The following is a 26,328-nucleotide window of genomic DNA, read 5'->3' on the forward strand; positions in this document are numbered from 1 at the left end:
AGTAGGCGTCACTCGCGCAGGAACTGAACCGCGTGGTCCAGGAAGCGCTGGGGATACTGGAACTGTGCACCATGCCCCGCATCGGGGTAGATGAAAAGCTGTGCGTTCGGCAGGTTCCGGGCCATGTAGAACGAGTTGACGGTTGGAATCATCACATCGTTTACGCCATTGAGGATGAAGGTCGGCTGTTGAATACTGCGCAGATAGGAAAAGGGGTCGTCTTCCGATAGCCTGGGCAGGTACATCATGTTGGCCTCGATCTGCGCCTTGGTGACTTCGGGTGACGACGGCGGATCCTGGTCGACTCGCTGATGCCGTCGCTGCCAGAACTCGTTTGCAGCCTGCTTGGCCTGCTCCGATCGGCCAAAGAATAGGTACACGAAGTCTTCGAAGGTGGGAACCGGCCTAGGCGCGATGGTCAGCACCTGTGGCTCCATATCCGGGGAGCCGCCGCGCGGGCCTGTGCCAAGCAGCATCAACTTGCGCACTAGTTGAGGATGCCGCCAAGTCAGGTCCAACGCCTGGAAGCCGCCCAGCGAGAAGCCCAACACGTCGATCCTGCGCAAGCCCAGCGCGCGAACGAAGGCGGCTGCGTCGTCAGCCATGTCCTCGATGCGGGTTCGTGGCTGGCCACTGGACGAGGCGACACCACTGCCGTTGTAGAGAATGACTTCGCGGCCTTTAGCAAGGCCATCGGTGAGCAGAGGATCCCAATGGTCCATACCACCGCGCATATGCTGCAGGAGCAACAGTGGCGGTTGTGCCGAATCGGCATTGCCCCAGCGGCGGTAGGCGAATCGTGTACCGCCGACATTGGCGAAGCGCGTGGGTGTGGTGAGGTGGGTATCGGTCATTTGGCTACCTTTCGCTGCGTTGACCAAAGGTGCTGGTCTAGCGGCGGGAGTGTCGCTGGGTGTTGCCGCCAGAGGCCGCCGCGATCTAGATCAAGCAGCCGGCTTGTAGCGCTCGGCTACCTCTGCCTGTCGAAGGTCGGAAAGCCCCCCCAAGACGCACGACATCCAGTTCATCCCAGCGTGCGGCATCATGCAGCGGCGGGATCGTGATGCCTTCGCGGCGGTCGAATCCGACCAATGCGGCATCCACCAATTCGCTCACATCCATGAGATCGGGAAGCGTATTGACGTCAATGCCGGCCCGCTCCCAGATCACGGTACGCGTTCCGGCAGGTAGCACCGCCTGAGCGTAGACGCCCTTTGGAGCGAGTTCCAGACCCAGCCCCTGAGAGAGGAAGAGTACGAAGGCCTTGCTCGCACCGTAGACGGACATGCCGAACTCGGGCGCCAAGCCGACCACCGAGCCGATGTTGACGATCGCGCCTTCGCCGGCGTTGGCCAGCCGCGGGGCGATGGCCGAGGCCAGGCGCGTCAGGGCGAGGGTATTCAGTGTCACCGGCTGGTGGATGCTGTCGGCCGACTGGTCGGTGAAGCCGCCCGACTGCGCCATGCAGGCGTTGTTGATGAGGATGCCGATGCGGGCATCGTCCATCGTCGCGCAGGCGGGTTTCCACAGTGGCCAGGTCGGTGCGCACGGTGAGGTCGGCCGGCAGGACGTCTACGGCGACCCCGGTGTCCTGGCGCAGGCGGGCGGCCAGCGACTCCAGGCGCGCCGTGTCGCGCGCGACCAGCACCGGATCGTTGCCGCGGCGTGCGAAGCGTTCGGCGTAAACGGTGCCGATGCCGCTGGAGGCGCCGGTGATGAGGACGGTGGGAAGCTGCCTCATGATGTGTTTCTTGGAATTTGGTCGGCGAGAAGGGGGGGAGGGCAGCGCGACGCTGCCGAACGGATTACTGCGGCGTTGTATCGGTCAAGGCGGGGTAGTCGGTGTAGCCTTCCGCGCCGCCGCCGTACAACGTGGCGGGGTTCAAGGCGTTCATGGGCGCGCCGGTCTTCAGGCGTTCCACCAGGTCGGGATTGCTGATGAAGGCGCGGCCAAACGCGATGAGGTCTGCCTTGCCCTCGACGAGGCGTGCGTTGGCCAGGTCCAGGTCGTAACCGTTGTTGGCCAGGTAGGTGCCCTTGAAACGACCGCGCAGCCCATCGAAGTCGAAGGGCGCCACGTCACGCGGGCCGCCCGTCGCGCCTTCAACCACATGCAGGTAAACGATGCCCAGCTCGCTGAGCTGGTCGGCGATGTAGTCGTACTGCGGCTGCGGATCGCTGACCGTGGTGATGGCATTGGCCGGCGAGACCGGGGAAACGCGCACGCCGGTGCGGTCCGCGCCGATCTCTTCGGCCACGGCAGCGGTGACCTCCAGCAGCAGGCGCGCGCGGTTCTCGATGGAGCCGCCGTAGGCGTCGGTGCGCTGGTTGGCGCCGTCCTTGATGAACTGTTCGAGCAGGTAGCCGTTGGCGCCGTGGATTTCTACGCCGTCAAAACCGGCGGCGATGGCATTGGCGGCGGCTTGGCGGAAGTCGTTGACGATGGCGGGCAGCTCATCGATCTCCAATGCGCGCGGCTCGGACACATCGACAAAGCCGTTGCGGACGAAGGTCTTGGTCTGCGCGCGGATGGCCGAGGCGGAGACGGGCGCGGCATTGCCGGGCTGCAGATCCACGTGCGAGACGCGGCCGACGTGCCACAGCTGCACGAAGATGCGCCCGCCGCGGGCATGCACGGCATCGGTGACCGCGCGCCAGCCATCGATCTGGTCCCGGGTGTAGAGCCCCGGCGTGTCCTGGTAGCCTTGGGCCTGCGCCGAGATCTGGGTGGCCTCGGTGATGATCAGGCCGGCCGAGGCGCGCTGGGCGTAATACGTGGCGGCAAGCGGGCTGGGCACCAGGCCGGCGCCAGCGCGGTTCCGCGTCAGCGGTGCCATCACGATGCGGTTGGCCAGCGCTATCGGGCCAAGGGGATAGGGCTGGAAGAGCGTCGGCGTCGTCATTGGTGTGGGCTTGTGACCGTTAAGGTGGGGCTAAGAAGGTTTCAGATCGGTCCGTCGCGAAAGTCATTCAACGATGACGATGACGATCACAATCATAAATGTCAATGGTTTGATTATGGACGTAATCTAGGTGGTAAAGTGCCGTGCCCCGCAGCACATCGTTACAAGGCATCGGTCATGAAGGTCACTAAGGCACAAGCGCAGGCTAATCGGGCGCACATCGTCGAAACCGCGTCCGCTCTGTTTCGCGACCGGGGATACGATGGCGTGGGCGTTGCGGACCTGATGGGGGCCGCAGGGTTTACACACGGCGGCTTTTACAAGCATTTCAGGTCCAAGGCTGACTTGATGACGGAGACGGCACGCTGCGGCTTTGAGCAAGGCGCCGCCAAGGCCGCAGGGCGTGATGCACGGACCTTTGTCAACCACTACCTCTCTCGTAAGCACCGGGACGATCGTGCTGACGGCTGCACGGTCGCCGCACTGGGCGGGGACGCCGCACGTCAGCCAGAGCCCACGAGAGAGGTTTTTGCGGCCGGCATTGAAAGCATGCTTGCAGGGCTCGCTGGCGCAAAGGACGACGGCGGGAGCGACTTGCGCATCCGAAGTATCGAGACGATTGCTCAGATTGTGGGCGCATTGGTGCTGTCCCGTGCGTGCCCTGATGACTCGCCACTCGCTGATGAGATTCTGAATGTCTGCCGCGCCGCAGCTTTGTCGGCGCTGGATCCGTCCGTTGAAGCATAGAGACCGCATCCTAGGACTGAGGAGATGCAACTGCACCGATGTCAGCGGAGGTGGGGAAGCCTGCGGGAACACGCTGCCGCCACGATGGCCGAAGTGGGTATGAGAGCGATTTGGTACGCATCAAGCCGCCTGCAGCACCACGGTGAATGGGCCAAATCCGAGTCAAGGTCAGGACGTGTGACGCAGAGCGGCTTCAGCGGAAAAGCAATTGCAATCGCTTAAGCGAATACGGCGACAGTCTGTCGTCCTGTCATGACTCGCTTGCCGGATTCATCCCAGACATCCATTTGCTGGATCGAGTAGCCGTGAGCCGCCTTTTCACTGAAAGAGCGCAGAAGGAACCACTCTCCACCGGGAGCGGAAGCAATATCGAAGAACCAATTCACTGAGCTCACGGGCGCCGGACGATTGAGACTTGTGACTGCTGCCGGGGGCAGCGCATCGCCGAGGGCGATCAAGGCGACGACAGGATCCAAGCCATTCGAGTTTTGGTGTTTCACCCACCAGACGATCTCAGGGTTGTCCGAGCCTGAGAACGGGGCCGCCCCGCCTGCCGGCCGGATATCGAAATTTTGGAGGAAAACCGGGGCCATGGACTTGTCGACCAGCAAGGGGTAATGGACCCACGACTTTGCTGGCGGACTAACGGCCGCGTCGTGTTCGATAACACTGTCTCGACCTTCGCCAAAGAAGAACACTGAGCGCACTCCTAGCCCTTCGCCCGAAGATAAATCGGTCCCAACGGTGGTCATGGACCTACCTTCTCTGAGGACGGTGCTGGTAAGGGACAGCTCGCCGGCCACCGGGCCGATGAAAGAAATCTGCCCTGCGCGAAGCGCCGGCGCCTCCCTAGATAGCAGGGCCTTGGCGTGCGCCAAACTCAGCGCTGCTGAGAGTCCTCCAAAGACCGTTCGGCCCTGGTACCAAGAAGCGGGGATACTTGCACCTGTTGCAGTCAACGCACCGACAATGTCAACCAACGAAGAAGTCATAACTCTGCCAATAGGGTAGGGGCGGGCAGGAGATCTCTACCGATGTCCAGCATGTAACAAAGCCGGCCAGGGCGGCAATGGCGCCCCAATCGAACGTAGGACAGGGGAAGTAGCTCTCACAATCGGGAGGCACCAGAGCCTCTGGTTCATCTTAGTAAGGTGACCACCTATGTCAACAGTCATTTCCTGATGCCGGCTGCCAAAAATAAACGGTCATCCGAGCGGCCAACTGATAACTTGCGTGAGCGCGCCACGGTGACCACATTTGGTCCCGGGGATGGCAGCCAAGCTTGTTGACAGTTGAGTTTGTTGGCTAACACTCTGATGAAACCTCTCTTAGGTCACCGAAAACGGAACTGCTTAGGCATGATCTGCTCTTGGCCTTGGATCCAATCGATCACCGAACCGTTGCGTCGATCGGTGATTCCAAGGCCGGGAGAAAACGTACGCATTTGGGGTGCAGTGTAAGAACCTCTAGGAAGGAGCCTCGGAGCTTTGGGCTGTCATTGATTTCAAGGGAGCTGCTGCCAGCGCCTCAACAGGAAGTCGCTGAAAACCGTCAGTCGGCGGGGCACGGGCTCTCGCCGCGCCCGCCTGATGCTGATCTTCGAGGGTATGGCCTCCCATTCCGGCAATATGCGCACCAATCGCCCGTCGCGGAGTTCTTCGTGGATGTCCCAGGCTTCGCGCAGTGAGACGCCCAGTCCGGCCAGGCACACCGCGTGTGGGACGTCGCCGTTGTCGCTGCAGATCGCTCCGCGGACCGTGACAGACTCTTCTCGCCGGCTCATGCGTACTGGGAAGGTGCTTTGCAGCAGCCCTGGATAGGCAAACACCAAGCAGTTGTGCCCTCCAGACCTTCCGGCTGAGTGGGTTGTCCATTCATCTTTAGGCACGCAGGAGACGCCACCAGTATCCGCCGGTCGTCGGCCACGCGCCTCGCCACCAGGCGCGAGTTGGCCAGTTCGCCCATGCGGATCGCCAAGCCCAGATCGCCGCTATACAGATTCTGCACCTGATCAGACAGGCGCAGGTCGAAGCCGACATCGGGGATGTGGACGACAGAAATCGTGGATCGCTAGGGCTACAAACTTGACTCCGAACGGCATGGGGGGCGTTAGGCGGATGATGCCGCTCAGTTCCTAGTTGCTGCCGGTCGCCAGTTTCTGCACTACCTCCAGCACCGCTAGGGCCACGCGGGCACGCTCGGCGATAGCCCGCCCTTCGCCAATGATGCGCAAGTTGCGGGTGTTGCTCTCGAACAGCGTGGTACCCAGCGCGTGCTCGAGCCGGGCGATAGCAGACATCCTAACGAGCCAACGGCTGTCCAATCACTTGACGCATCTGCCGGACGTGGCGCGCCGGCGGTGTGCCGAATTGCCGGCGATACTCGCGGCCAAACTGCGAGGCGCTCTCGTATCCGACGGCGAAAGCCGCATCCGACGCGCTGTGGCTGCCCGACAACAACAGACGGTGGGCCTCCTGCAATCTGAGCTGCTTCTGATACTGAAGAGGGCTGAAGCCCGTCATCGCCTGGAAATGGCGATGAAGGCTTGCCCGGCTCATCCCGCTGGCCTCGCAAAGCGCTTTGGTGCGAAGTGTCTCGTAGGCATGGTCCCGGATCCACGTGACGGCGCGCCTTACGCGGTCCAGTGCGCCGTCAGGTCGCGCGATCTGACGCAGCAAGCGCCCCTGCGGGCCCCGCAACAGCCGGTAAAGCAGTTCACGCTCGATCATCGGGGCGAGAACGGGAATGTCTCCCGGACTGTCGAGCAACGACAGCAGGCGCAGCAATGTTTCGCGAAGCGGAGCCGTCATCGGATTGATAACGACGCCCATGCCTTTGGTATCGCTCTCGCCTTCCGGCGGCATGGTCGCGGCAAGTTCCGCCAGCAGCGCTGGCTCCAGCATGAGCGAGACCGCGACATAGGGACGCTCCGAACCCGCGTCTAGGATTTGCCCGATCAGGGGCAGATCGAGCGCGCTGATGAAGTACTGCGCGCTGTCGTAACTCAGAAGCGTATCGCCGATAGCGATGCGCTTGGACCCTTGCAGTATGAAGCAGATCATTGAGCGATAAAGGCACGGTGTCTTTCCCTCAGACGCACTACCTACGCTGAGTTCGACCCTAGGGATTCGGGTGTCAGTCGTTCCTGCGGACGCATGGCGCAGGGCAATGGCCAGATGGGGGGCTAGTTCGTTGCTCATTACGTAAGGATGGCATCGGTCTAAGCTCACATCAACGATTTTGAGACGATTAGGCAAGAAAATGAGCCTATCAGGCGAACCTGAAATTCGCCATCCGCTTATCTTTGAATCGCACGGTACATGACGCTCCTGAAGTCGTCGCCGGACGATTACGGAAAGAAAGATGAGGTATGGCCGCGTATACACTTTTTGATATCTGGCAAGTTACCGATCAGGACGCGTTCGGCTTATATGCATCGGAGGTCATGGCTGCCGCGAAACTGTTTGGTGGAGTTCACCTGGTGGCCTCAGGCGCTCCGGCCGCCCTCGACGGCCAATGTATTCCGAGGTTCGTGGTGCTCATCGAGTTTCCCAGCCGAGAAAAGGCTGCTGCATGGTACAGCTCCGATCTGTACGCGCCACTCAAAAAGCTCCGCCACGCGAGCGCAGAGTCATTTTTTATCGTATTTTCCGGGCTAGACGAGAAGAATGAATCAACGAGTTGATCAAGGCCAACCAGAAAGATCGCTCGATATCAGTAGATGATTAACCGAAAGAATATTTATTACGATACATGCTGGCGAATTCTTCAGCGAACACCATCAATCCGGAGTTTCACATGAAAGGCTTGAAAGACAAGGTAATAGTTGTGGCTGGAGGCGGGAGTGGCATCGGTGCTGTTACGGCGGCGAGGCTCGGCTCGGAGGGCGCCACCGTCGTGGTGGGAGATATAAGCGGTACGGGAGCCGAAAAGACAGCGGCCGCGATCCAGGCCGCAGGCGGAAGGGCCTTGCCAGTCACTTTCGATCTCTCGGTAGAAGAAAGCTGCGCAGATTTGATCTCATCAGCCGTCAGCGAGTTCGGTGGTATCGACGGCCTCTTCAATGTCGGCGCCGATCTGCGGAACGAGGTGTTCGGGCGCGACACCGATATCGTTGACGTCCCAGTAGAGGTTTGGCAGAGAACGCTGGACGTCAATCTGACAGGATACTTCTTCACTTGCAGGTATGCGATACCACGATTTCTTGAACGAGGCGGCGGTTCCATTGTAAACACGATGACCGGTCTGGCGCTTAGCGGCGACCCCACGAGAGTTAGCTACGGGGTTTCCAAGGCGGGCTTGCTGGCAATGACTAAGCATATTGCGTCTCGCTGGGGTAAGCAGGGCATCCGGGCTAATCTTGTGGCGCCCGGATTCGTACTCACGGAACTTGCTCTGGCCCAGGTCCCACGGGAGGAGCAAGAAGCGATAGCGTCAGCGCTTAGATCACCCCGACATGGAAGGCCGGAGGATATCGCTGCGATGGTCACGTTCCTCCTCTCTGGAGAGGGTGAGTGGATAAACGGCCAACTGCACCTCGTCAATGGCGGCGTCGGGCTGGGATAAGTGGCTCATCCGCCGGCATGGAGTTTTCATCCCTACCGTGCGATCCACAAACAACGCAGCCGGATAGAGCCAATGTTCGACTAAATCAAGACCGATCTCGCCGTTGCCGTCAGCAATGACCAACTAACCCACAGCTGAATGTCGATCCGCCCCAGGCCATAACTATGACCCACCCGATCGGGCTTATCACCGGCGCAAGCCGCGGCCTTGGCCGCAACATGGCGCTTCATCTTGCCAAGCGCGGCGTCCATATCATCGGCACCTACCGTAGTGGCGCCTCCGAGGCCGAGACCTTGCGTCAGGAAATCGAAGCGGTGGGCGGCAAGGCGGCGATGCTGGCGCTCGATGTGACCGATACGACGAGCTTCCCCGCATTCGCCGCCACCGTGTCCGAGACGCTCAAAACAGAGTTCGGCCGGGATCGTTTCGACTATCTGGTCAACAACGCAGGCAACGGCCTATTCTCGAACTTCATCGATGCGACCGAGGAGCAATTCGCGTCCCTGGTTGCGACTCATCTTCAGGGTCCTGTTTTCCTAACGCAGAAGCTCTTGCCGCTGATCGCCGACGGCGGGCGCGTCCTGAATGTCTCGTCCAGTTTCGTGCGCTTCACCCTGCCGGGCTACAGCCTCTATGCCGCCATGAAGGCGGCGGTGGAGGTGCTTTCCCGCTATCTGGCGGTCGAACTGGGTGAACGTCAGATTCGTGTCAACGCCATCTCACCGGGCGCGATCGAAACCGACTTCGGGGGCGGCGCCGTTCGCGACGATGAGGGTGTCAACGCCTTTGTAGCGAAAGGCATCGCACTCGGCCGTGTCGGCTTGCCGGATGATATCGGCTGCGCGGTCGCCGCGATCCTGTCCGACGACATGGCGTGGGCCAACGGCACGACCTTCGACATTTCGGGCGGGCAGTTGCTGTAGTCCGGAGACATTTACCTAACCCGTCCTCTAGTGTCTCTACTATGGAGAGTTGGTGTTCGTACACGGCGCGCATTGCTTGGTCGGCTGATTTAGAGTCGCGTAGTCCATTTGACGAACGAAGCGACATGAATTGCTTCATTGACTAGTGGGAGCTTGAGCCGAAATCATCGTCTTGAAGTAGCCTGGCCAATCGGCGCACTTCATCGCCTGGTATGAACTGGCGCATCCCGGAGCCGACACGCTCCGCCATGCCGGCCAGGTCGTTGCCCAGCACCTGAGAGGGATTGCGAGGAAGCCAAAGAACGAGTGGGCACGCTCAACCAGGCGATGAAGTGAACGAACGTCAGCTTGCGGACCTGGCGGTAGTACGGCACTACTTCACTGCCCCGAGCCTCAGTCGAGCCTGAGCGAATTCCGACTTGTTTGCGACCTATGGATCAAGGCGGTGAGCTAAGGATGATGAGCACTCATTCTTCAACGAGGCTGTAGCCGACGCCTCGCACGGAGTGAATCTGGATGCGCTTTGTCTTTTCACCGATGTTGCGACGAAGGCGGGAGATCTGTGATTCCAGCGAATTGGAACTAACCTGTCGGTCGTAGCCATACACGCGGGCCTCGAGCGATTCGCGTGGCACTAGCACGCCGGGCCGCGCCATCAGTGCGGCCAGCACCAGTGCTTCAGTACGCCGCAGTACTAGCGGCTCATCGTTGATCCAGAATGCGCGACTGTCGGCATCATAGCTGAGTGGTCCAAAACGCTTCAGCTCGCGCCCGGTAATGACGTTGTGTCGCAGTGCGTTACGGATGCGTGCGAGCAGCTCACGAGGCTCGAATGGCTTGGCGATGTAGTCGTGCGCCCCTGATTCCAGGCCGCTAACTTTGCTGTCCAGATCGGCCAACGCGGTGAGCAGAATGAAGCGATGTGCGCGCTGGTGCGCGCGTGCATGGGTGATGAGTGAGAGCCCGTCGCCGTCGGGAAGTCGCCGATCAAGCAGGACCAGGTCGAAGTCATTGTCCAGCACCGCCCTGCGGGCAATGGCCAGGGTGGGGGCCAAGTCAACGACAAAACCCTGCTTGACCAGAAAATGGGTCAGGGTTTCGGCGATGTCCTGCTCGTCTTCTACCAACAACAGGCGCATGTATTCCTCGTAGCTGCAAAGCCCCGGTCCGCTGGACCGGGGCATTTCGGTATCAGAGCTCGTACTGCACTTCCAGTGAAAGTGTGCGGCCTGCCGCGTTATAGCGGGCCGTGTCATACGGTCGATTCTGGATCACCACGAACGGTGGTGTGGAATCCAGGATGTTGCGTCCGGCGAAGTTCAATCGCAGGTCGTTGCGCAGCTGCCAACTGAGCGTGAGGTCGTAGGTGGTGAACGACTCCACGGGCTTGGCATATTCAGGGTTGGACACGTTGCCGGAGTACATCGTGAGCACATAGTCGTTGGTGTAGGTCGGGGTGTAGTTCGCCCACAGCGTGGCAGTCAGGTTGCGGTACTGCCAGCCAAGCTCCGCGACCACCTTGTAATCATCGACGCCCTGCACCGTGCCGACGGTGCGCAGCACCGGCACGCCAGGCAGCGACGTCGTCTCTGCCTTGATGTTGTCCAGCCAGGTCAGCTTCGGTCGGAAGCTGCCCCAGCGAGTAGTCCAGAGATACCCCAGTTCGTACGTAATTGATGAGTATTCCGATCCCTGAAGGTTGAACGTCATCTGGTTGACGTTGATGATCCTTCCGGATGCGTCGCGCTCGTAGAATGCACTCTGCCGCAGCTGATCTCTGGCGGACAGGTAACGGCTGAGCATACCGAACGAGGCGTACTCATTACTGACCTTGGATTGGTTGTAGTTGATATCCAAGGTGAGGCCGGACAGTGCACCTTGCGGAAGCCAGGCGAGGCCGTACGAGCGCTGAATGGAGGTCTCTGGCTTCAGATTGGGATTCGGTGCAGACGTGGCTCGGGCAATGTAGTATCTGGCGCCCGGGAAGGCGCAGTCTGTGGTGCAGGTGTAAAGAGGATCATTGAAGATCCACGCGTCGGTGTTCTGCGTGCCAGTGACCCTGAAGAGGTTGGTCGGCGGCGGTGCAGAGAAACCGCGCGACCAGCGTGCGCGCAGGCTTAGGCTGTCGGTGACTTCCCACAGTGCGCCAAAGCTCGGCGTGGTCTTACCGAATTCGTTCTTGCCGAACAGGATCTGGCCACCCTCGGAGTAGGGCACATTGTCCACGGTGCCTACCGCGCCTTCACTTGTATACACGTCGCGCCGGGCGGCGACGTTGAAGGTCAATGCCCGCATCAACGGGAAACTGAAGTCTTTGCCGAACACCGGAATGCTGGCTTCGGCGAAGAAGGCATGACGGTCGCGACTGGTGGCTAGGATCGAAAGATTTCGGACCTCGCGGCTGTCGATGCCGTCTTCGTTGTAGTCGCCACCTAGCGCGTAGTAGACGCTGCCACCGGGCAGCTCGAAGGCGCTGCCACTCAGACGCACTTCGAAGTTCTGCAGGCGCGATGCCCGGTTCTCGTTGTCCAGCAGATAGTAGAAGGTGTTGATGTCCGCGCCGACCGGGGTGCTGCTGGTGCTCCAGGGATCGAACGCCAGCGACGGACTGGAGCTGGATAACGCCTGACACTGACGGTCGAATATCGCCTGCATCTGCGCCAGCCGTGTGCCGGTTAGTCGGTTGCTATCCAGCTCCCAATTCGTGCAGCGGAAGCCGTTCGGCGAGGTCGGATCCTCAATGAACGACACCACCGAGCCGAAGTTCCTGGTCGCACCGAGGTTCTTGGTTCTCGAAGTGGTGTAGATCAGATCCAGCTTGGTGTTGCTGTTGAACGCGTAACTCAGGCCGAGGTTCGCACTCCACCCCTCCGTCCTATTGGAGACGGTGGCGACTGGTAGGCGGCCAGACTGGATCTCCATGCGGGGATCATAGTAGACAGTGGTTCCGGGGCTGAACGAGTCGGTGAAGTATGCGGGGAAGGGATTGTAGTACTGGCCCGGCCCCAAGGGGATGGCAAGGCCGTTGTCATAGCGCTCTTCCTGCGAGTTCTTGGTGCGATCAAAGAGGCCGCTCGCAGTAAAGGTGAGCTTGTCGGTAATCTTCTGTTCGAAGTTCAGGTTGACCGCAGTTGATTCTGACTCCGGGCCGGCAAGCTGAGGCACACGGTCCGACTTGGCGCTGGCATCGAGCAGTACCAGGTCATCCGCAGTCGGGGCGCGACCGAGACCGGCTGGCACCGTCAACGCCGTATCGATGCGCGTCACAATCTGTGTTGCCGGGTCATACACGTAGTCGCTGATGGGATAGACGGCAGGTTGCGCCCCTTTGCTGAAGCTTCGGAAGTCGTAGTTGGGGTCACCGTTGAAGTAGCCTGAGTAGTCCTCCGTGGTGTATCCGCTCTTCCAGTTGTTGACCGGGCTTCGACGGCTGTGGCTCACCGTTGCTGAAACGCTACCACTCCCCCAGTTGTAGCCGGAGTAGATACTGACGCGTTTGGTGTCTGCATCGTTGCTGGAGTTTTCGTACTGCGCGTTCACCGTGGTGCCCACGTAGTCTCGGCGAAGGATGAAGTTGATGACACCTCCCATCGCGTCCGCGCCATAGACAGCTGAGCCGCCATCCGTGGTGATTTCCACGCGCTCTACGGCGCTGAGCGGGATGCCATTGAGATTCACGAACCCCTGCTGGATGCCCGCGGCGCCGGCCATGCGCCGACCATTGACGAGGATCAGCGTGCGTCCGGCACCCATGCCCCCCAGATTGGCTGCAGAGACGCCCAGTGTTCCCATGTTGCTGATGTTAACGCGGCCCACATTGTCCTGAAGCGGTCCGTTGAGGCGCTCATTGGTGATCGCGCCAATGGTGGCAAGGTTCTGCGGTAAGGTGCGGATCAGGTCTTCGACGCTGGTGACACCGCGCGCCTTGATGTCTTCCTGGTCGATCACGATCACGCGGGAAGATACGTCGCCCTTCTGCAGGCGGCTGCCAGTGACCTCGATGCGTTGCAACGCTTGGGCGGCGGACTCTTCCTGGTCCTCGGCGGCGCTATCTGCGCTGCGTCCGGCTGCACCTTCCTGCGCCCATGCGGGCGACAATGCGGTTGTCAGCGCTATTGCCAGCACGGACAAAGGGAGCGAATGCGTTTTCAACGGATGTTCTCCTAGATTCCAGGCACGTAAGGGTGGACAGCGGGTAAAACCACGGGCTGCAGCCGGGGTCAGGGACGCCTCCCGCGTCCACATGTCTGCTGGATACTCACCGCGCTCCGCGGCTGTGCTCTGCAATGACATGACTTCCCTGCCCGGAACGGATTCCGGGACTTCCCGCCGGTGTGGTTTTCCCCATCACATCGGCCGGCGAGTCATGTTTACGTCATCAAGCTTGCACGAAGCTTGCCGCAAACTATGGGGTTTCGTGTTTTTTATCCGACCTGCAACCACGGGCTGGCGTGGAAGGCGCGGTGTGTGGCACCTTGTCGATCAACGTGGCAGGAGTAAATCCGGCTGCACTCCGCGCCACGCAAGAATGGTTGCAACGGAAACTGCATCGAGGGCGCCATTGGGTGTCTTCTGAGGCGGACGCACCAAAGCTGCGGGAACAGGTTTTTTCACTTGCTGGCGTCGGAGCTGTCCACAGTACCGTTGGCCGTTCATCAGTCAGGATTGCGCAGTGAAAGCTCTCGGAATGCCTTGGTTGTACCGCTCGATGATGGGGCAGGTGGCCCTGCTGGCACTGCTGTTCCTGGGCAGCCTGCTCTATTGGGTCGGCATCCGACCACTGGTCGAAACTGCGTCCAGTCGCTCTTCTGATCCGTTGCAGAGCACGTCAAGTGAAGTCACGACGCGCTTGAGTACTTTCATCGAGCGCACACGCAACGCACCAGCCGAGGCGATCCCTCTTGATCGCGACCCGGTCCTCGCACAGATAAAGGATCGCAACCCCGACTTCCGTTGGTACGTGCGCATCGGCGATGCTGCATTCCAGAGCGAAGAAGGCGAAGTTTTCTTTCATTCGATGCACTACGATGCATTGGCGGCACTGCGGGAAGGTAAGGACGTCCCGGATGCATGCACGCAATCTGAATACAGACATCCGGACACGAGCGGCCTGGTTTCTATCAGTTACTCAGACTGTAGCGGACTAATTACCTATTACGAGTTTGCCGGGTTGCGCACGCCGCTGGACATCGATGGGAGCTTGCTTCCTTACTATCCGAAGTGGGTGTGGGATTCCAGTCGTAGCCTGTTGCTGGTCGGCGCGGGCATGTTCATGATTTTCGTGCTGATCCTCAGTATCAACGTGATCATGATCAGGCGCATCACCGCTGTCACTCGCTCGTTTGATCCCAAGCAGCTGGACCGCAAGCTGCCCGAGGAAGGCTTGCCCAGCGAAGTTGTGCCGCTGGTACAGGCAGTAAACGAGATGATCAAGAAGGTCGACGAAGCACAGAAGCGTCGTGAGTTCTTCCTGTCCACGGCCGCCCATGAAATGCGCACGCCGCTAACTGTGCTGCGCACGCGGCTGGAAATGCTGTCTGATGAGCCGCTGAAGGCCAAGCTGGTTGGGGACGTCGGGCGCTTGACCACACTGGCCAATCAACTGCTCAAGTTGATGAGCATCAGTGGGGGGCGCAAGCTAGATACGTTGGTGGATCTGGGGGCCGCTTGCCGGAGGGTGATCAGCGAGAGAGAGCCGTTGGCGGAGATACGCGGTCTGCGGCTAGACCTGCAAGCGGGCGACGCGCCGGTGCGCGTACTGGGCGATCCCGGCCTGCTGGATGTGGCCATCGCCAACCTGGTCGACAACGCCATGTCATTCTCGCCGGACGGAGGGCGTGTGCTGCTGGAGGTACGGGACACCCGGGAAGTGTCGGTGCAGGATTCCGGTAGCGGCATTTCCCTCGAATTGCTGCCGACGCTGTTCGAACCATTTGCGAAGTTCCCACCTAATCGAAATGGTCACGGGCTTGGGTTGGCGATCGTCAAAGCGGTGGCAGACCTGCATGGCGGCAGCGTGCATGCCGACAATGCGGTACAGGGAGGGGCGCGCTTCACCCTTTGCTTCCCACCGGTGCAGTCGCAGGACTGAGCGGGGCGGCGGGCGTGGTAGTCCGGTGCTGGGCTGCCACCCACGCGCTTCGCAGGCTCAATCGTGTATGTGACCGTCCGTGTCCACCAATTGCATCGGACCTAGCCCCAGCGCACGCAGTGGAGCCTCCACCGTGCGTCGGTCGCCGACGATCACCCAGGTCAGGGCGTGTGGCTGAACGACCCTGGTGAGTGCCTGTTGCGCGTCTGCCGCATCCACACCGTCCAGTTGCGCTTTCAGCGTCTGCACGTAGTTGTCAGGACGCTGGTACTGGACGATGCCCTCCATGGACTTCAGCAACGAGTTGGTAGTTTCTGTGCTGCCGGGAAGGCCACGTACACGCTGGTTGCGGACCTTGGCGATTTCCTCGTCGCTCAGCGGACGTGTCATGGACAGCGCTGTGGCTTCCTTGAGGATTTCCGCCACCGAGTCGGCGGTGCGGTCGGTCTGTACTGGCGCGTAGAACAGGAACGGGCGCTGGCCTTTGGCATCCATGGTGAAAGTTTGCGCACCGTAGGCCCAGCGTTTGCGTTCGCGCAGGTTCATGTTCAGCCGAGACGTGAATGTGCCGCCAAACGCGGCGTTGCCCAGCGCCAGTGCCAGTGTGTCGGGCGCGGCGGTTGGTGGTGCCAGAACGCCGGCGAGGATCAACGACTGTGGCGCATCCGGCTTGTCTACGAGGTATACCCGTGGCGTTGTCTGCGGGGCGACGGCGGGCAGACTGACGCGGCGCAGCGGCGTGGACGGTGACCTCCAGTCGCCAAAGCTGCTGTTAAGCGCGGTCAGCGCCTGTTCCAAGCTCAGGTCGCCAGCGACCAAGATGCGCAGATTGTCCGGTCGGAACCATTGTTGATGGAACATACGCATCGTGCCCGCATGCAGCGCGTTGATGGCTGTCTCCTCGCCGGTGCCGGTCAGCGGGATTGCATAGGGATGTCCGGCGCCGTACAGCAGCGGCGGCAGTACCCTCAGGGCCATGCTGGTCGGCTCGTTTTTTTCCTGGGCGATGCTGGCCAGCCAGTTGCCTCGCACGCGTTCGATGTCGTCGTTGGCGAAGGCCGGCGCACGGACAATATCTGCCAGCAGCGCAAGCGAGGGCGTCAGCTGGTCGTTGAGCGCATCCAGGGTGGCGCTACAGCTGTCTAGGCCGCACTGCACGGCGGTCTGCGCACCCAGCCGCTGGCGCATGCGGGCAATCTGCAGCGAATCGTGACGCTGCGAGCTCTCCCCCATCAACGCGGCTGTGAAGCTTGCAGTGCCAGCCTTGCCGCCCTCGTCGGCCGAGTAGCCGCCGTCGAACAGAAATTCAACCTGTGTGGAGGGCGCGCCGGGACGACGTGCGAGCAGCACTTCCACCCCATTGCGCAGCCTGCCGCGCTGCAATTCGGGGAAGCTCAGGTCGGGGAAGCTACCCACCTTGGGCACGCCTGTGCTGCGATCGACCTCGCTGCTGCGGCCGGCAAACTGAACCGCCGGCGGCAGCTGCGGCTGCGGACGTCCCGCGGCGGCGAGCAGCGGCACCACTGCGGAATCTTCGGCAGCAGCGTCAAAGCCCTGCGGCGCAGGCAGGATGGTCAGCAGGTAATCACCCTTGCTCAGCCAGCGTGCGGCTGCCGTCCGGACGTCGTCAGCGGTGGCCGCCTGCAGGCGCTGCAGGTCATCTTGGTATGCGCGTGGATCGCTGCGGTACACCTGGCCTTCGGCAAGCAGTGCCGCTTTGTCGCTGACCTTTTCCAGGCCGCGCACGAAGCCGGCGCGGATGCCGATGCGCGCGCGCTCCAGCTCATCTGTGGTGGGACCCTCGCGCAGGAAATCCGCCAGTTCCTCGGCGATGACCGCCTCCACGCGCGCCGGGTCGATCCCGGCCTTGACGTCGGTCTGCAGAGTGATCTGGCTTGCCAACTGCAGCGGCAGGATGCTGGCACTGACGTCGTCGACGAGAGCATCCTTGTAGACCAAGCGCCGGTACAGCCGAGAAGTGCGACCACCGCCGAGCACGGTGCTGGCGAGGTCCAGCATCAGCGCATCGTAGGTCCCAGCCTGCGGCCCGACCCAGTTGCGAAGAATGCGTGGCTGCGCGACATGGTCATGTTGAACACCCCGGGTGGAGGTCGCCAGCGGGGTGATCCAGGGCTGCTGCCGCGGCACGGCCCGGCCGGCGGCGATATGGCCGAAGTAGCGCTGCGCTTTTTCCTGTGCTTCGGCGACGGTGATGTCACCGGCCAGTACCAGTGTGGTATTGGCGGCGCCGTAGTTGTCATGAAACCACTGTTTGACATCGGCCAGCGTGGCCGCGTCCAAGTCGTCCATGGAACCGATCGAATCGTGCTGGTAGGGATGGTTGGCTGGGAAAACGTTGAACAGGATGTTCTGGCCGGCGCGTCCGTAAGGGTTGTTTTCCCCTTGGCGCTTTTCGTTCTTGACCACGCCGCGCTGGGTATCCAGTTCGGCCTGGCCGATGGCGCCGAGCAGGTGGCCCATGCGGTCGGACTCCATCCACAGCGCCATGTCCAGCGCGGTGGTAGGCACGGTCTCGTAGTAGTTGGTGCGGTCAAACCATGTGGTGCCATTGATGCCGGTGGCGCCCACGTTTTCAAACGGCTGGAAGAAGGTGCCTCGATTGTTTTCCGACCCGGAGAACATCAGGTGCTCGAACAGGTGCGCAAATCCGGTGCGCCCAGCCGGTTCGTCGGCTGAACCGATGTGGTACCAGATACTCACCGCTACCACCGGGGCCTTGTGGTCTTCGTGGACGACCACGGTGAGCCCGTTGTCCAAGGTGAAGCGCTGGAAGGGCAGGTCCGGGATGGCGTTGTCCTGGCCTGCAGCTGTGATGGAGGACGCAGGGGCAGTGGCGGCGACCGGCGCGGTTGCGCCTGCAAGTACGGCGGCGATCAGAAGCGGAAGCGGGCGCAACATGGATGCGTTCCTCGAGGAAAAAAGGACAGCCATCGGTTCCAGCACGGCGATGGCTGCCAAAGTGGACGGCGGCCGGGTCAGCGAACGGTGTTGCCGTAGACGTCGCGGACTTCCACCGGACCCAGGTCCAAGGCACGGATGGCGGCTTCAATGCGTTTCAGGTCGCCAGCCACCACCCAAGTCATCTGCTCGGGGCGGTAGGTTGCGCGAGCGAGGGCGCGCACCTTGTCCAACGCGACGGCATCCAGTCGCTGCATTGCCCCCTCGGCACGATTGTAGGGAAGACCCATGCTGTGGGAGCTGATCATCGACCCCAGGAACGCGCCATTGGTGGTGAAGGCCGATGGAATGGCCTGGATAGAGGCTGCCTTGTCACGTGCTAGTTCGTCGTCGCTTATCGGCCGGGCGCCGATGTAATCGCGCATTTCCCTACGGATTTCCACCAGCGCGTCGGCGGTCCTGTCGGTTTCCACGTTGCCGCTGGCGGTAAACGTCCGCGGACCCCGGCTGTCGCCGCTGATGCCGGCGCTGAAACCGTAGGTCCAGCCCTTGTCCTCGCGCAGGTTCATGTTTAGACGGCTGTGGAAGCTGCCGCCCAACGCCGAGTCCATCAGCGATTCGGTTGCGGCCGTGTCTTTGTCGAAGGCAGGTACCAGGTGCCCGACCATGATCGCGCTTTGCGGCATGCCCGGAGCGTCGATCAGGATCACGCGCGAACCAACGGACTGCGGAATGGCGGCATTGGCCGGGTCCGGCGGTGGCGTCGGCGTGTTGCGGCGCCAGTCGCCGAACCTGCGTTCGGCCGCAGCAGTGGCCGCCGCCACCGAGGTGTCGCCCATGATGTAGAGCGTGGCGTTGGCAGGCCCCATTTCCTGGTCGTGGAAGCGGATGATGGCGGCACGATCGTTCTGCTTCTCGAAGTCCGCATGAGCCTTGGCACGGGTTGTGATGCGGCCGTTGCGGTGCCCCGGGCCCCACAGCACGTTGGCGAACACCTTGCCGACCGACTGGATGGGATTGCGCTCGTAGGCGTCGTAGGCGGCGTCGATGTTGACGTTCGCGCGACGCGTGTCGATTTCCGCCTGTGGATACACAGGACGACGCACCAGATCTGCGGCCAGCGCGAAGCTGTCGTCGAGGCGATTGCTGGTGGTGCTCCAGTTGAATCCCATCGCCCGATCGCCAACCGCTGCGTTCATGTAAAAGCCAGTTCGCGCAATCTCGCGCGAGACTGCCTTGCTGTCGCGCGTTTGGGTGCCCAGTTGCAGCAAGCCCATCGCCTGCGCCGCCACGCCCTCGCCGTAGCTGTCTTCGACATCTGTGCCGCCGTCGAACTGCAGGCTGGCGTCGATCAACGGTAGCCCGGGGCGCTCAGCCACGACCAGCTTCATGCCGTTCGACAGGGTGGTTTCAACGATGGCCGGGAACTTAACTGTGCCGGCGAACGGGCCAGGCTGCGGCGGAGCCGTGCGGTCGACCTCACCGGGCGCGGGAGCATTGGCCAGCACTGGACGGGTGATCATTTCGTAGTACGGCCGGTCAAGCCACTTTCGGCTGACCATGCGCAGGTCTTCCGGTGTGGCCGTGCGCACCCAGTCCAACTGTTTCAGTGCGCCATCGGGTTCGCCAAGGTAGAGCTGGCCCTGTGCAAGCATCGAGCCGACCGCCGCATTGCTCTGCAGCGACCGCAGTAGGTTGTTCTCGGTGCCCACTACGATCGCCTGCATGCGCTCGGTGTCGCGAGGGCCCTTGGCAAAATACGTTGCAAGTGCGCTGTCCAGAATCGGCGCGACCTGCTCCGGCTGCACACCGGGCTTGAGCGTCACGTTAATAGTGAAAGTGTTGACCAGCAAGTTGCTGGACAGGCTGGCTGACACCGCGGTCGCCAGTTGCAGATCATCCACCAGCAGGTCCCACAGCACCGTGTCTTTCGAGCCGGCCAAGGTGCCGGCCGCTAACTGCAGCAACGCGAGTTCACGGGGGGAATCACCAGATACCGGCCAATTGCGGCGGACACCGCCCATCGGCTGCACGCCCTGCACGATGTCGCGCTTCACATCTGGGAACGACGGAAGCCACTGGTCCATGCGTGAGGCTGGCTTGCCGGCGGGGGCGTCGGAAAAGTAGTGCGCGACCTTGGCTCTGGCGGTTTCCAGGTCGACGTCGCCGGCCAGCACAAGCACTGCGTTGGAGGCGCCGTAATAGTCGGCAAACCAGCCCTTCACATCTTCCAGCGACGCACTGTCCAGGTCTTCCACCGAGCCGATGGTGCTGTGCCGGTACGGATGGCCGACCGGAAAGTAGCTCTCGCGGTAGATGTCCGCGCTGGGATCCTTCTCGCCCAGTTCGGCTTCGCGCTTCTCGTTTTTGACCACAGCGCGCTGCTCGTCCAGTTCGGCCTGGGTAATGCTGCGCCCCAGCCACGCCATGCGGTCCGATTCCATCCACAGCGCAAGGTCGAGCGCGTTGCTCGGTACCGTCTGGTAGTAACGCGTCTGGTCGACATCGGTGGTGCCGTTCATGTCCGACGCGCCGGCCCTGTCCAGCGGCAGGAAGTACTCGCTCCTGCGATTTACTGTTTCCTGGAACATCAGATGTTCAAACAGGTGCGCAAAGCCGGTCTTGCCCGCCGGCTCATCCTTGGAGCCCACGCGGTACCACATGCCGACGAACACATTGGGCACGCTGCGGTTGCTGTGCACGAGTACGGTGAGGCCGTTGGGCAGCGTGAAGACATGATGGTCGATGCTCACTTCGCCGATCCCGGTCGCTGCCTGCGGGCGTGTGGCAGCAGCAGCCAACTCAGGTGACATTGCGACACTGGACAACAGCCCAGCAAGGGAGATGGACAACAGGGACTGCGAAAAGCGGTTCAATGCGAACTCCGGGACAGGCAAAGCAGGTGCTAGGATTGACGCACGCCAAGCTTGCACCGGGCTGGCATGCCTCCGGCGGTACCTGATGGCTGGAAATGCCGGCAAATAGAGATGCCAGGTAAGGTCCATGCAAGTGTCGTGATGTGGAATGCTGGTCAGTCCCACCGACACCCCAAGGTCAATGTCCCTTCCTCCCGATAGCGCGGCCACCACGCTCGCCCAGCAACTGGATTCGCTCGCCCGGCAGGGACAGCGCCTGCTTGACCGGGCGGCCGTCAGGCGTGCCCGGCAGCGAGGCTTGCGCTGGGCGCTCGCTGGCTGCGCTGTGTTGCCCCTGCTGGCGCTTGCAACGGCCCACTGGTTGCCTGTGCCGGTGTGGGCATGGGCGCTGGCTGGCATGGCGGTTGTCGCATTGCTGGCGCTGGCGCCGCGCTGGTCGCTTCGTGCCCGCAGGCAGCCGCAGCGACGTGCGGCGCTTGCCCTGCTGGACCGTCGCGCCGGTGCCGAGGACCGCCTGCTGGCCGCCGATGAGTTCCTGGCAGCGGCGCAGCGTGATGGTTTCCGTGAAGCAGCAATTGCCGACGCGCAGTCGTGGGTGGCCTTGGCGAGGGAGGCCGCCGCGAGCGAGATCGTGGTCCGTGCGCCGCCGCTGGAACGCTGGCGCCGGGCGATGCCGGTCGCGGCAATTGTGTTGCTGGCCGCTGCAGCCTTCGTTCCCGGTCAAGGTAGCCTGGTCGTTCAGCCCAAGAGTAGTGATGCTGACGCTGTTGCCGCTGGGAACGACGTAGCCGGGCGGGGTGCAGCGTTACAGCCGGCGGCGCCGACGGGTACCAACACCCGCTCTGTGAACCAGCCCGGGGCTGGCGGAGCCGTCGGCGAGCAGCCGTCGTCAGCGGCATCGGGAGCGGTGAACACTGACCGGGAGGGCGGGACGCCCTCCGGCGAGGCAGGTACATCGTCATCAGCCGCTGCGACCCAAGCGGGGGACGGGGCTGCGTCCAGTGCCGGCGAGGGACGGCAGCAAGCGGCCCGTCCCGCTCCGGCAACCGGGGACGGGGGACAATCACCGGCCGCAACCCCGCAGCATGCGAAGGATAAGGTGCTGTCGGACAGGGAAGCCCCGCTTGGCAACGGCGACAGTGACGGCATACCTGACGCAAGTACGCAAACACCTGAACGTCCATCTTCGGCACAGGCAGCGCAATCTGCGTTGCCGCCTAGCAGCGGCGCTCCGCCCCCTTCGCAGCCGCAGAGCGGCAAAGACCCGGGCCAGCCGCCGCGGCAGTCGCCTAGCGAGAAAGGAGACCAAGGGCAGTCGCAGGGCGGTGGTCAGGAGAATGGCCAAGGTCAGGGTCAGGGTCAGGGTACGGAAAATGCGCTCAAGCGCACCCGCGGCCTGACCGGGTTGCTGTTGGGCGTGCCGATGGAGGATCAACTGACTGGGACCCCCAACCGTGGGCGGGTACGCAGCATCACCCGGCCCGGTGAACCGAAGAACGACCCGGCAGCAGCCAGCGCGTCCAGCACACGCGGCAGCCAGTCCGGTGACAGTGGCGCGTCCACTCCACGACCTGCCTCCGCCGCGGACCAGCAGTTGGTCCGAGACTATTTCCTGCTGCAGCGCAAGCGCGGCGACTCCGCTACCAAGGAATGACACCATGAGCATCACCCATCTGCACGACGCCGACAGCGCCCGCACCGCTGCCACGGAATTTCGCAACGTGTTCGACGCCGTCGCCAATGAGGTCGGGCGCATGATCGTCGGCCAGCGAGAAGTTGTTGACGGTGTACTGACCGCGCTAATGGCTGGTGGCCACGTACTGCTGGAAGGCGTTCCCGGCCTCGGCAAGACGATGCTGGTGTCCTCGATCAGCCAGGCTGTGGATCTGCCGTTCTCGCGCATTCAGTTCACGCCGGACATGATGCCGGCGGATATCGTCGGTACCAACGTGCTCACTGAGCGCGAAGGCGGCGGGCATGAGCTGGCGTTCCAACAGGGCCCGGTGGTGGCCAATCTGGTGCTTGCCGACGAAATCAACCGTGCTACGCCCAAGACCCAGGCGGCGCTGCTGGAAGTAATGCAGGAGAAGCAGGTCACGGTGGGGCGCCGTACGATCGCAATGCCGGACCCGTTCTGCGTGATGGCCACGCAGAACCCGGTCGACCAGGAAGGCACCTATCCGCTGCCGGAAGCACAGTTGGACCGGTTCCTGTTCAAATTGGTGGTTGGTTATCCCACCGAGCAGGATTATCACGCCATCATCGAGCGCACCACCAGCGGCAGCCAAGTGCAACTGTCGGCGGTGACGGATGCGGTAACGCTGCGCCGAATGCGGGCGATCGTGCGTCAGGTGCCGGTACCGGAGACGGCACGCACCTGTGCCATTCGCTTGGTCATGGGCACCCAGCCCAATAGCCCCTATGCCACTGCGCAGGTCAACGCCAATGTCGCCCTGGGAGCGTCGCCGCGCGGTATTCAGGGCCTGATGCTGGCGGCAAAGGTGCTGGCGCTGCGCAGCGGTCGCTTCGCGGTGGCCGACGAGGATATCCGCGCGGTGGCTGTGCCGGTGCTGCGTCATCGCATCGTCACCAAATTCCAGGCGCAGGCGAATGGCATCACTGCTGATGATCTTGTTGCCGACGTGATGGCAGGTCTGCACTGATGGCGCAGGCCGCGGCCACTACCGAGGCACTTTTCGACCCCGCCTTCCTGGAGGCGGTGCAGGCGCTGTCGCTGAGCATCGCCAAGGCCCAGCGCGGCGGGCGCTTGGCTGAGCAGCGGACCACGGCACGCGGACAGGGCAGTGAGTTCGCTGATTTCAAGCCGTATGCGGTGGGCGATGACCTGCGTGCGATTGACTGGAACGTGTATCAGCGGCTTGGTCGTGTGTTTGTCCGCGTGTTCGAGGAACAGCAAGACATGCCGATGTATCTGCTGGTGGATGGTTCGGCGAGCATGCTCGCCGAGCAGCCCGCGCGGCTGCCGGCGGCGCAACGCACCGCGTTCGCGCTGTCTGCGATTGCACTGTCGCAGCATGATTCCGTCAGCCTGCTTGCCTTCAGCGATACCATGCAGGTGCAGGCGCGCGGATTGACCGGTCGCGGCAATCTGATGCGCGTTGCCAGTCAGCTCGCTGCGCTGCCGGGCCATGGAGGCACCGAGCTGGTCGGCGCGCTACGGCAGCTGGCGGCTAGCCGCCTGCGCCGCGGCTTGGTGGTGGTGGTATCGGACTTTTTCGACCCGGCAGGCATCGACGCGCTGCTGGGCGCGCTTCAGGCATTGCCGCATCGCGTGCTGTTGGTGCAGTTGGTACGTGCGCATGATGCAGATCCCAGCCTGCACCCAGACCTGCACGGCGACGTGCGGATCGATGATGGGGAGTTGGGTCACGCCGTGGAGTTGAGTCTGTCGCCGGAACTGCTGCGCGCGTATGCCGAAGTGCACGCGCGCTTCAGCGATGGCCTGGCTCATTTTGCGCGTACCGGCGGCGGACTACTGCGCATCGATGCAGCCGCGGACGTGCTGCCGCAACTGCAGACCCTGTTCGGCACGGGAGAGTTACGCTTGTGATTTTCGCTACATTCCCCCCCGCACTGGTTGCCGCCGGTGCTGCCGCAATCCTTGTGCTGGTGACGCTACTGTACTTGCTCAAAGTGCGCCGGACCCCCGTCGCACTCGCCAGCGCCACGTTGTGGCAGCAGGCATTGCGCAATCTTCCGCCGAGGCGCCTTGGGGGGCGCTGGCAGCGGCCATTGGCATGGCTGCTGTCGTTGCTGCTGGTGCTGCTGTTGTGGATGGCCGCTGCTGGCCCGCGCAACCCCCTCTCCGACGACGGGCAGCACCACGTGTACTACCTGGACGCCTCGGCGTGGCTGATGAGCGACGGTGCCTTCGGCGCAGCACGCGCCGCGTTGGAGCGCGACGTCGCCGGTGCACCGACCGGCGCACGGCAGGTGGTGTTGGGTGACGGCGTGGCATCGCTGCTGCTGGCCAGCGACGAGCCTCTAGCCCTGCTCCAGGCGAGGTTGCGCGATGCAACCGCGCGGGCCAGGCCATCTGCGTTCGCTAGCTGGCTGGCATCGGTATCGGCCCTGGGACAGGGCGATGGCCAGGCCCAGGGTGACATCGTGGTGCACTACTATGGCGCCGCCCCGGTTCTCCGCGCCGCACGCGAAACATTGCCAGCCGGAGTGCAGGTGGAGGCTGCCTTCCTGACCCAGCCACTGTCCAGCAACCGAGGCATCATCGCGCTTGGCGCTGCACCTGCTGCTTCGGGGCGTTGGGATACGGTGGACGTCCGTGTCGCCTTGGATGCTGCCGGTGCACCTGTGCCGGGCGAGGATGATCTGACCATTGCACTGGACGGGAAGCCGTTGCCTGCTGGCGTCGGCTCTTCCAGTGACGGCGCCGGCGTGCTGCTGACTGACTTGCCCGCCGATGGCAGCATGCTGCAGATCGCACTGAGACAAGGTGATGCCTTCGCTGCTGACGACGGTGCATCGTTGCTGCTACCCATCCGCAGGCCTTTAAGGGTGGGGGTCGCAGGCACGCTGCCGAGTGCGCTGCAGGATGTTCTGTCCCTGGATCCCTCGCTGCAGTTGGTGGACGCCGCACAGGCGCAGGTGTTGGTGGTTGCCGAAGGAGCGATCGCTGCCACCGACGTGCCAACGCTGCAGCTGGTTGCTGCCGCGGGCGGCGACCCGGCATTTCATTTCACCGTACGGGATATCGACGGCGAGATTGCGCTCGCTGGCAACCTGCAGGCGCTAGGTCTGGACCAGGCGCGCAACACTGCCATCGCCAATGAACTTGGCCGCCCCGTCGGCGTCGACGTAAGCCAGGGCAAGGTTGCCCGGGTCCAGACGTGGCAGGAGCTGTTTGCTGCCGATGGCGGTTTCGTGCAGTCGCTCGCCATGCCGCTGTTCGTCAGCCGCAGCCTGCACTGGCTCGCTGACTCGCCATCATGGGTGCCATACGCTGCTGCCGGTCAGCCCTTACAGCAGGCATTGCTGCTGCAGGGGCTTGGTCAGGACACGTCGGTCCGCGACCGCGCACTTGGGGATCGGGTTTTCCTGCCTGCGGCGGGCACGCACGCCGTGGCCGGGAAAAATCTCCAGATTTCATTGCTCGACGGCGACATCACCCGGGGCGTCGCCGAGCCGATCGCGATCAGCTCCTCAACCGCGCCGCCGCGGACGTTCCTGCATGGCGAGTTCAGCAGCCTGCTGTTTTTCCTCGCCCTCCTGCTTTGCTGCGTTGAATGGCTGCTCCTCGTGCGCGGCCGGGTGCCCTGAGGATCCTT

At 62.5% G+C, this 26,328-nt stretch carries 19 protein-coding genes and 1 pseudogene; 9 read left to right on the plus strand and 11 right to left on the minus strand.

From position 1 onward, the window contains the following. Positions 1-8 precede the first annotated feature (8 nt). The 4 genes and pseudogenes from HFK18_RS13015 to HFK18_RS13025 all read right to left on the minus strand — a co-directional run bounded on the left by HFK18_RS13015 (position 9) and on the right by HFK18_RS13025 (position 2,903). A complete protein-coding gene (locus HFK18_RS13015; protein WP_180166554.1) occupies positions 9-854 on the minus strand; it encodes an alpha/beta hydrolase in 846 nt (281 codons plus the stop codon). Positions 855-939: 85 nt separating this feature from the next. Beyond that, positions 940-1,506 (minus strand): SDR family NAD(P)-dependent oxidoreductase, encoded by a 567-nt coding sequence (locus HFK18_RS13020; RefSeq protein ID WP_257216204.1) that lies wholly within the window; start codon positions 1,504-1,506, stop codon positions 940-942. A 58-nt stretch (positions 1,507-1,564) separates the two neighbouring features. Further along, positions 1,565-1,741: pseudogene (locus HFK18_RS21875) on the minus strand (SDR family NAD(P)-dependent oxidoreductase); the annotation flags it as partial. 64 nt (positions 1,742-1,805) lie between these two features. Continuing rightward, positions 1,806-2,903 carry an alkene reductase gene (locus tag HFK18_RS13025; RefSeq protein ID WP_180166555.1) on the minus strand — a complete coding sequence of 366 codons (1,098 nt, stop codon included), beginning with the start codon at positions 2,901-2,903 and terminating at the stop codon, positions 1,806-1,808. 177 nt (positions 2,904-3,080) lie between these two features. Here HFK18_RS13025 and HFK18_RS13030 point away from each other — a divergent pair, with 177 nt between their 5' ends. Next, positions 3,081-3,650 carry a TetR family transcriptional regulator gene (locus tag HFK18_RS13030; protein WP_180166556.1) on the plus strand — a complete coding sequence of 190 codons (570 nt, stop codon included), beginning with the start codon at positions 3,081-3,083 and terminating at the stop codon, positions 3,648-3,650. Between the two features lie 218 nt (positions 3,651-3,868). Here the strand turns inward: HFK18_RS13030 and HFK18_RS13035 are convergent, their stop codons facing one another. From HFK18_RS13035 to HFK18_RS13045, 3 genes are all read right to left on the minus strand, one after another. Beyond that, the gene (locus HFK18_RS13035) at positions 3,869-4,642 is read right to left on the minus strand and encodes a thioesterase family protein (RefSeq protein WP_180166557.1); all 774 of its coding nucleotides are present in this window, start codon (positions 4,640-4,642) and stop codon (positions 3,869-3,871) included. Between the two features lie 1,142 nt (positions 4,643-5,784). Next, positions 5,785-5,949, minus strand: a complete 165-nt coding sequence (locus tag HFK18_RS21700; protein ID WP_218946699.1) for a hypothetical protein — start codon at positions 5,947-5,949, stop codon at positions 5,785-5,787. 1 nt (position 5,950) lies between these two features. Beyond that, positions 5,951-6,850, minus strand: coding sequence for an AraC family transcriptional regulator (locus HFK18_RS13045; RefSeq protein ID WP_180166558.1), 900 nt, complete (start codon positions 6,848-6,850; stop codon positions 5,951-5,953). Between the two features lie 170 nt (positions 6,851-7,020). On the opposite strand from HFK18_RS13045, the gene HFK18_RS13050 reads away from it, so the two are divergent. From HFK18_RS13050 to HFK18_RS13060, 3 genes are all read left to right on the plus strand, one after another. After that, positions 7,021-7,335, plus strand: coding sequence for a DUF1330 domain-containing protein (locus tag HFK18_RS13050; protein WP_180166559.1), 315 nt, complete (start codon positions 7,021-7,023; stop codon positions 7,333-7,335). A 113-nt stretch (positions 7,336-7,448) separates the two neighbouring features. After that, complete coding sequence (locus HFK18_RS13055; protein WP_180166560.1) at positions 7,449-8,216, plus strand: SDR family oxidoreductase; 768 nt, start codon at positions 7,449-7,451, stop codon at positions 8,214-8,216. Positions 8,217-8,380: 164 nt separating this feature from the next. Next, positions 8,381-9,139 (plus strand): SDR family oxidoreductase, encoded by a 759-nt coding sequence (locus HFK18_RS13060; RefSeq protein WP_180166561.1) that lies wholly within the window; start codon positions 8,381-8,383, stop codon positions 9,137-9,139. A gap of 467 nt (positions 9,140-9,606) precedes the next feature. On the opposite strand, the gene HFK18_RS13065 is transcribed toward HFK18_RS13060, so the two are convergent. Further along, positions 9,607-10,278 carry a response regulator transcription factor gene (locus HFK18_RS13065; protein ID WP_180166562.1) on the minus strand — a complete coding sequence of 224 codons (672 nt, stop codon included), beginning with the start codon at positions 10,276-10,278 and terminating at the stop codon, positions 9,607-9,609. Between the two features lie 52 nt (positions 10,279-10,330). Beyond that, positions 10,331-13,291, minus strand: a complete 2,961-nt coding sequence (locus HFK18_RS13070) for a TonB-dependent receptor (protein ID WP_218946700.1) — start codon at positions 13,289-13,291, stop codon at positions 10,331-10,333. A gap of 520 nt (positions 13,292-13,811) precedes the next feature. Here HFK18_RS13070 and HFK18_RS22065 point away from each other — a divergent pair. Further along, positions 13,812-15,230 carry a HAMP domain-containing sensor histidine kinase gene (locus tag HFK18_RS22065; protein WP_180166563.1) on the plus strand — a complete coding sequence of 473 codons (1,419 nt, stop codon included), beginning with the start codon at positions 13,812-13,814 and terminating at the stop codon, positions 15,228-15,230. 57 nt (positions 15,231-15,287) lie between these two features. Here HFK18_RS22065 and HFK18_RS13080 read toward each other — a convergent pair whose 3' ends face one another. Beyond that, the gene (locus HFK18_RS13080) at positions 15,288-18,149 is read right to left on the minus strand and encodes a pitrilysin family protein (protein WP_180166564.1); all 2,862 of its coding nucleotides are present in this window, start codon (positions 18,147-18,149) and stop codon (positions 15,288-15,290) included. 77 nt (positions 18,150-18,226) lie between these two features. After that, positions 18,227-21,154 (minus strand): pitrilysin family protein, encoded by a 2,928-nt coding sequence (locus HFK18_RS13085; RefSeq protein WP_218946701.1) that lies wholly within the window; start codon positions 21,152-21,154, stop codon positions 18,227-18,229. 19 nt (positions 21,155-21,173) lie between these two features. On the opposite strand from HFK18_RS13085, the gene HFK18_RS13090 reads away from it, so the two are divergent. The 4 genes from HFK18_RS13090 to HFK18_RS13105 all read left to right on the plus strand — a co-directional run bounded on the left by HFK18_RS13090 (position 21,174) and on the right by HFK18_RS13105 (position 26,320). After that, positions 21,174-22,679 carry a hypothetical protein gene (locus HFK18_RS13090; RefSeq protein ID WP_180166565.1) on the plus strand — a complete coding sequence of 502 codons (1,506 nt, stop codon included), beginning with the start codon at positions 21,174-21,176 and terminating at the stop codon, positions 22,677-22,679. 4 nt (positions 22,680-22,683) lie between these two features. After that, the gene (locus HFK18_RS13095) at positions 22,684-23,688 is read left to right on the plus strand and encodes a MoxR family ATPase (RefSeq protein ID WP_180166566.1); all 1,005 of its coding nucleotides are present in this window, start codon (positions 22,684-22,686) and stop codon (positions 23,686-23,688) included. Further along, positions 23,688-24,596, plus strand: a complete 909-nt coding sequence (locus HFK18_RS13100) for a DUF58 domain-containing protein (RefSeq protein WP_180166567.1) — start codon at positions 23,688-23,690, stop codon at positions 24,594-24,596. Before HFK18_RS13095 ends, HFK18_RS13100 begins: the two co-directional genes overlap by 1 nt. 182 nt (positions 24,597-24,778) lie before the next feature. Then, positions 24,779-26,320 carry a hypothetical protein gene (locus HFK18_RS13105; RefSeq protein WP_180166568.1) on the plus strand — a complete coding sequence of 514 codons (1,542 nt, stop codon included), beginning with the start codon at positions 24,779-24,781 and terminating at the stop codon, positions 26,318-26,320. Positions 26,321-26,328 lie beyond the last annotated feature (8 nt).

Source organism: Stenotrophomonas sp. SbOxS2 (assembly GCF_013416715.1).
Lineage (GTDB): Bacteria > Pseudomonadota > Gammaproteobacteria > Xanthomonadales > Xanthomonadaceae > Stenotrophomonas > Stenotrophomonas lactitubi.

Excerpts from the sequence above, each read along its gene's own strand:
- HFK18_RS13085 (WP_218946701.1), bottom strand. The coding sequence starts at position 21,154 with ATGGACCTTACCTGGCATCTCTATTTGCCGGCATTTCCAGCCATCAGG.
- HFK18_RS13020 (WP_257216204.1), bottom strand. The coding sequence starts at position 1,506 with ATGGACGATGCCCGCATCGGCATCCTCATCAACAACGCCTGCATGGCG.
- HFK18_RS13035 (WP_180166557.1), bottom strand. The coding sequence starts at position 4,642 with ATGACTTCTTCGTTGGTTGACATTGTCGGTGCGTTGACTGCAACAGGT.
- HFK18_RS13050 (WP_180166559.1), top strand. The coding sequence starts at position 7,021 with ATGGCCGCGTATACACTTTTTGATATCTGGCAAGTTACCGATCAGGAC.
- HFK18_RS13065 (WP_180166562.1), bottom strand. The coding sequence starts at position 10,278 with ATGCGCCTGTTGTTGGTAGAAGACGAGCAGGACATCGCCGAAACCCTG.
- HFK18_RS13095 (WP_180166566.1), top strand. The coding sequence starts at position 22,684 with ATGAGCATCACCCATCTGCACGACGCCGACAGCGCCCGCACCGCTGCC.
- HFK18_RS21700 (WP_218946699.1), bottom strand. The coding sequence starts at position 5,949 with ATGTCTGCTATCGCCCGGCTCGAGCACGCGCTGGGTACCACGCTGTTC.
- HFK18_RS13015 (WP_180166554.1), bottom strand. The coding sequence starts at position 854 with ATGACCGATACCCACCTCACCACACCCACGCGCTTCGCCAATGTCGGC.
- HFK18_RS13045 (WP_180166558.1), bottom strand. The coding sequence starts at position 6,850 with ATGAGCAACGAACTAGCCCCCCATCTGGCCATTGCCCTGCGCCATGCG.
- HFK18_RS13060 (WP_180166561.1), top strand. The coding sequence starts at position 8,381 with ATGACCCACCCGATCGGGCTTATCACCGGCGCAAGCCGCGGCCTTGGC.
- HFK18_RS13100 (WP_180166567.1), top strand. The coding sequence starts at position 23,688 with ATGGCGCAGGCCGCGGCCACTACCGAGGCACTTTTCGACCCCGCCTTC.
- HFK18_RS13025 (WP_180166555.1), bottom strand. The coding sequence starts at position 2,903 with ATGACGACGCCGACGCTCTTCCAGCCCTATCCCCTTGGCCCGATAGCG.
- HFK18_RS13080 (WP_180166564.1), bottom strand. The coding sequence starts at position 18,149 with ATGTTGCGCCCGCTTCCGCTTCTGATCGCCGCCGTACTTGCAGGCGCA.
- HFK18_RS13030 (WP_180166556.1), top strand. The coding sequence starts at position 3,081 with ATGAAGGTCACTAAGGCACAAGCGCAGGCTAATCGGGCGCACATCGTC.
- HFK18_RS13055 (WP_180166560.1), top strand. The coding sequence starts at position 7,449 with ATGAAAGGCTTGAAAGACAAGGTAATAGTTGTGGCTGGAGGCGGGAGT.
- HFK18_RS13090 (WP_180166565.1), top strand. The coding sequence starts at position 21,174 with ATGCTGGTCAGTCCCACCGACACCCCAAGGTCAATGTCCCTTCCTCCC.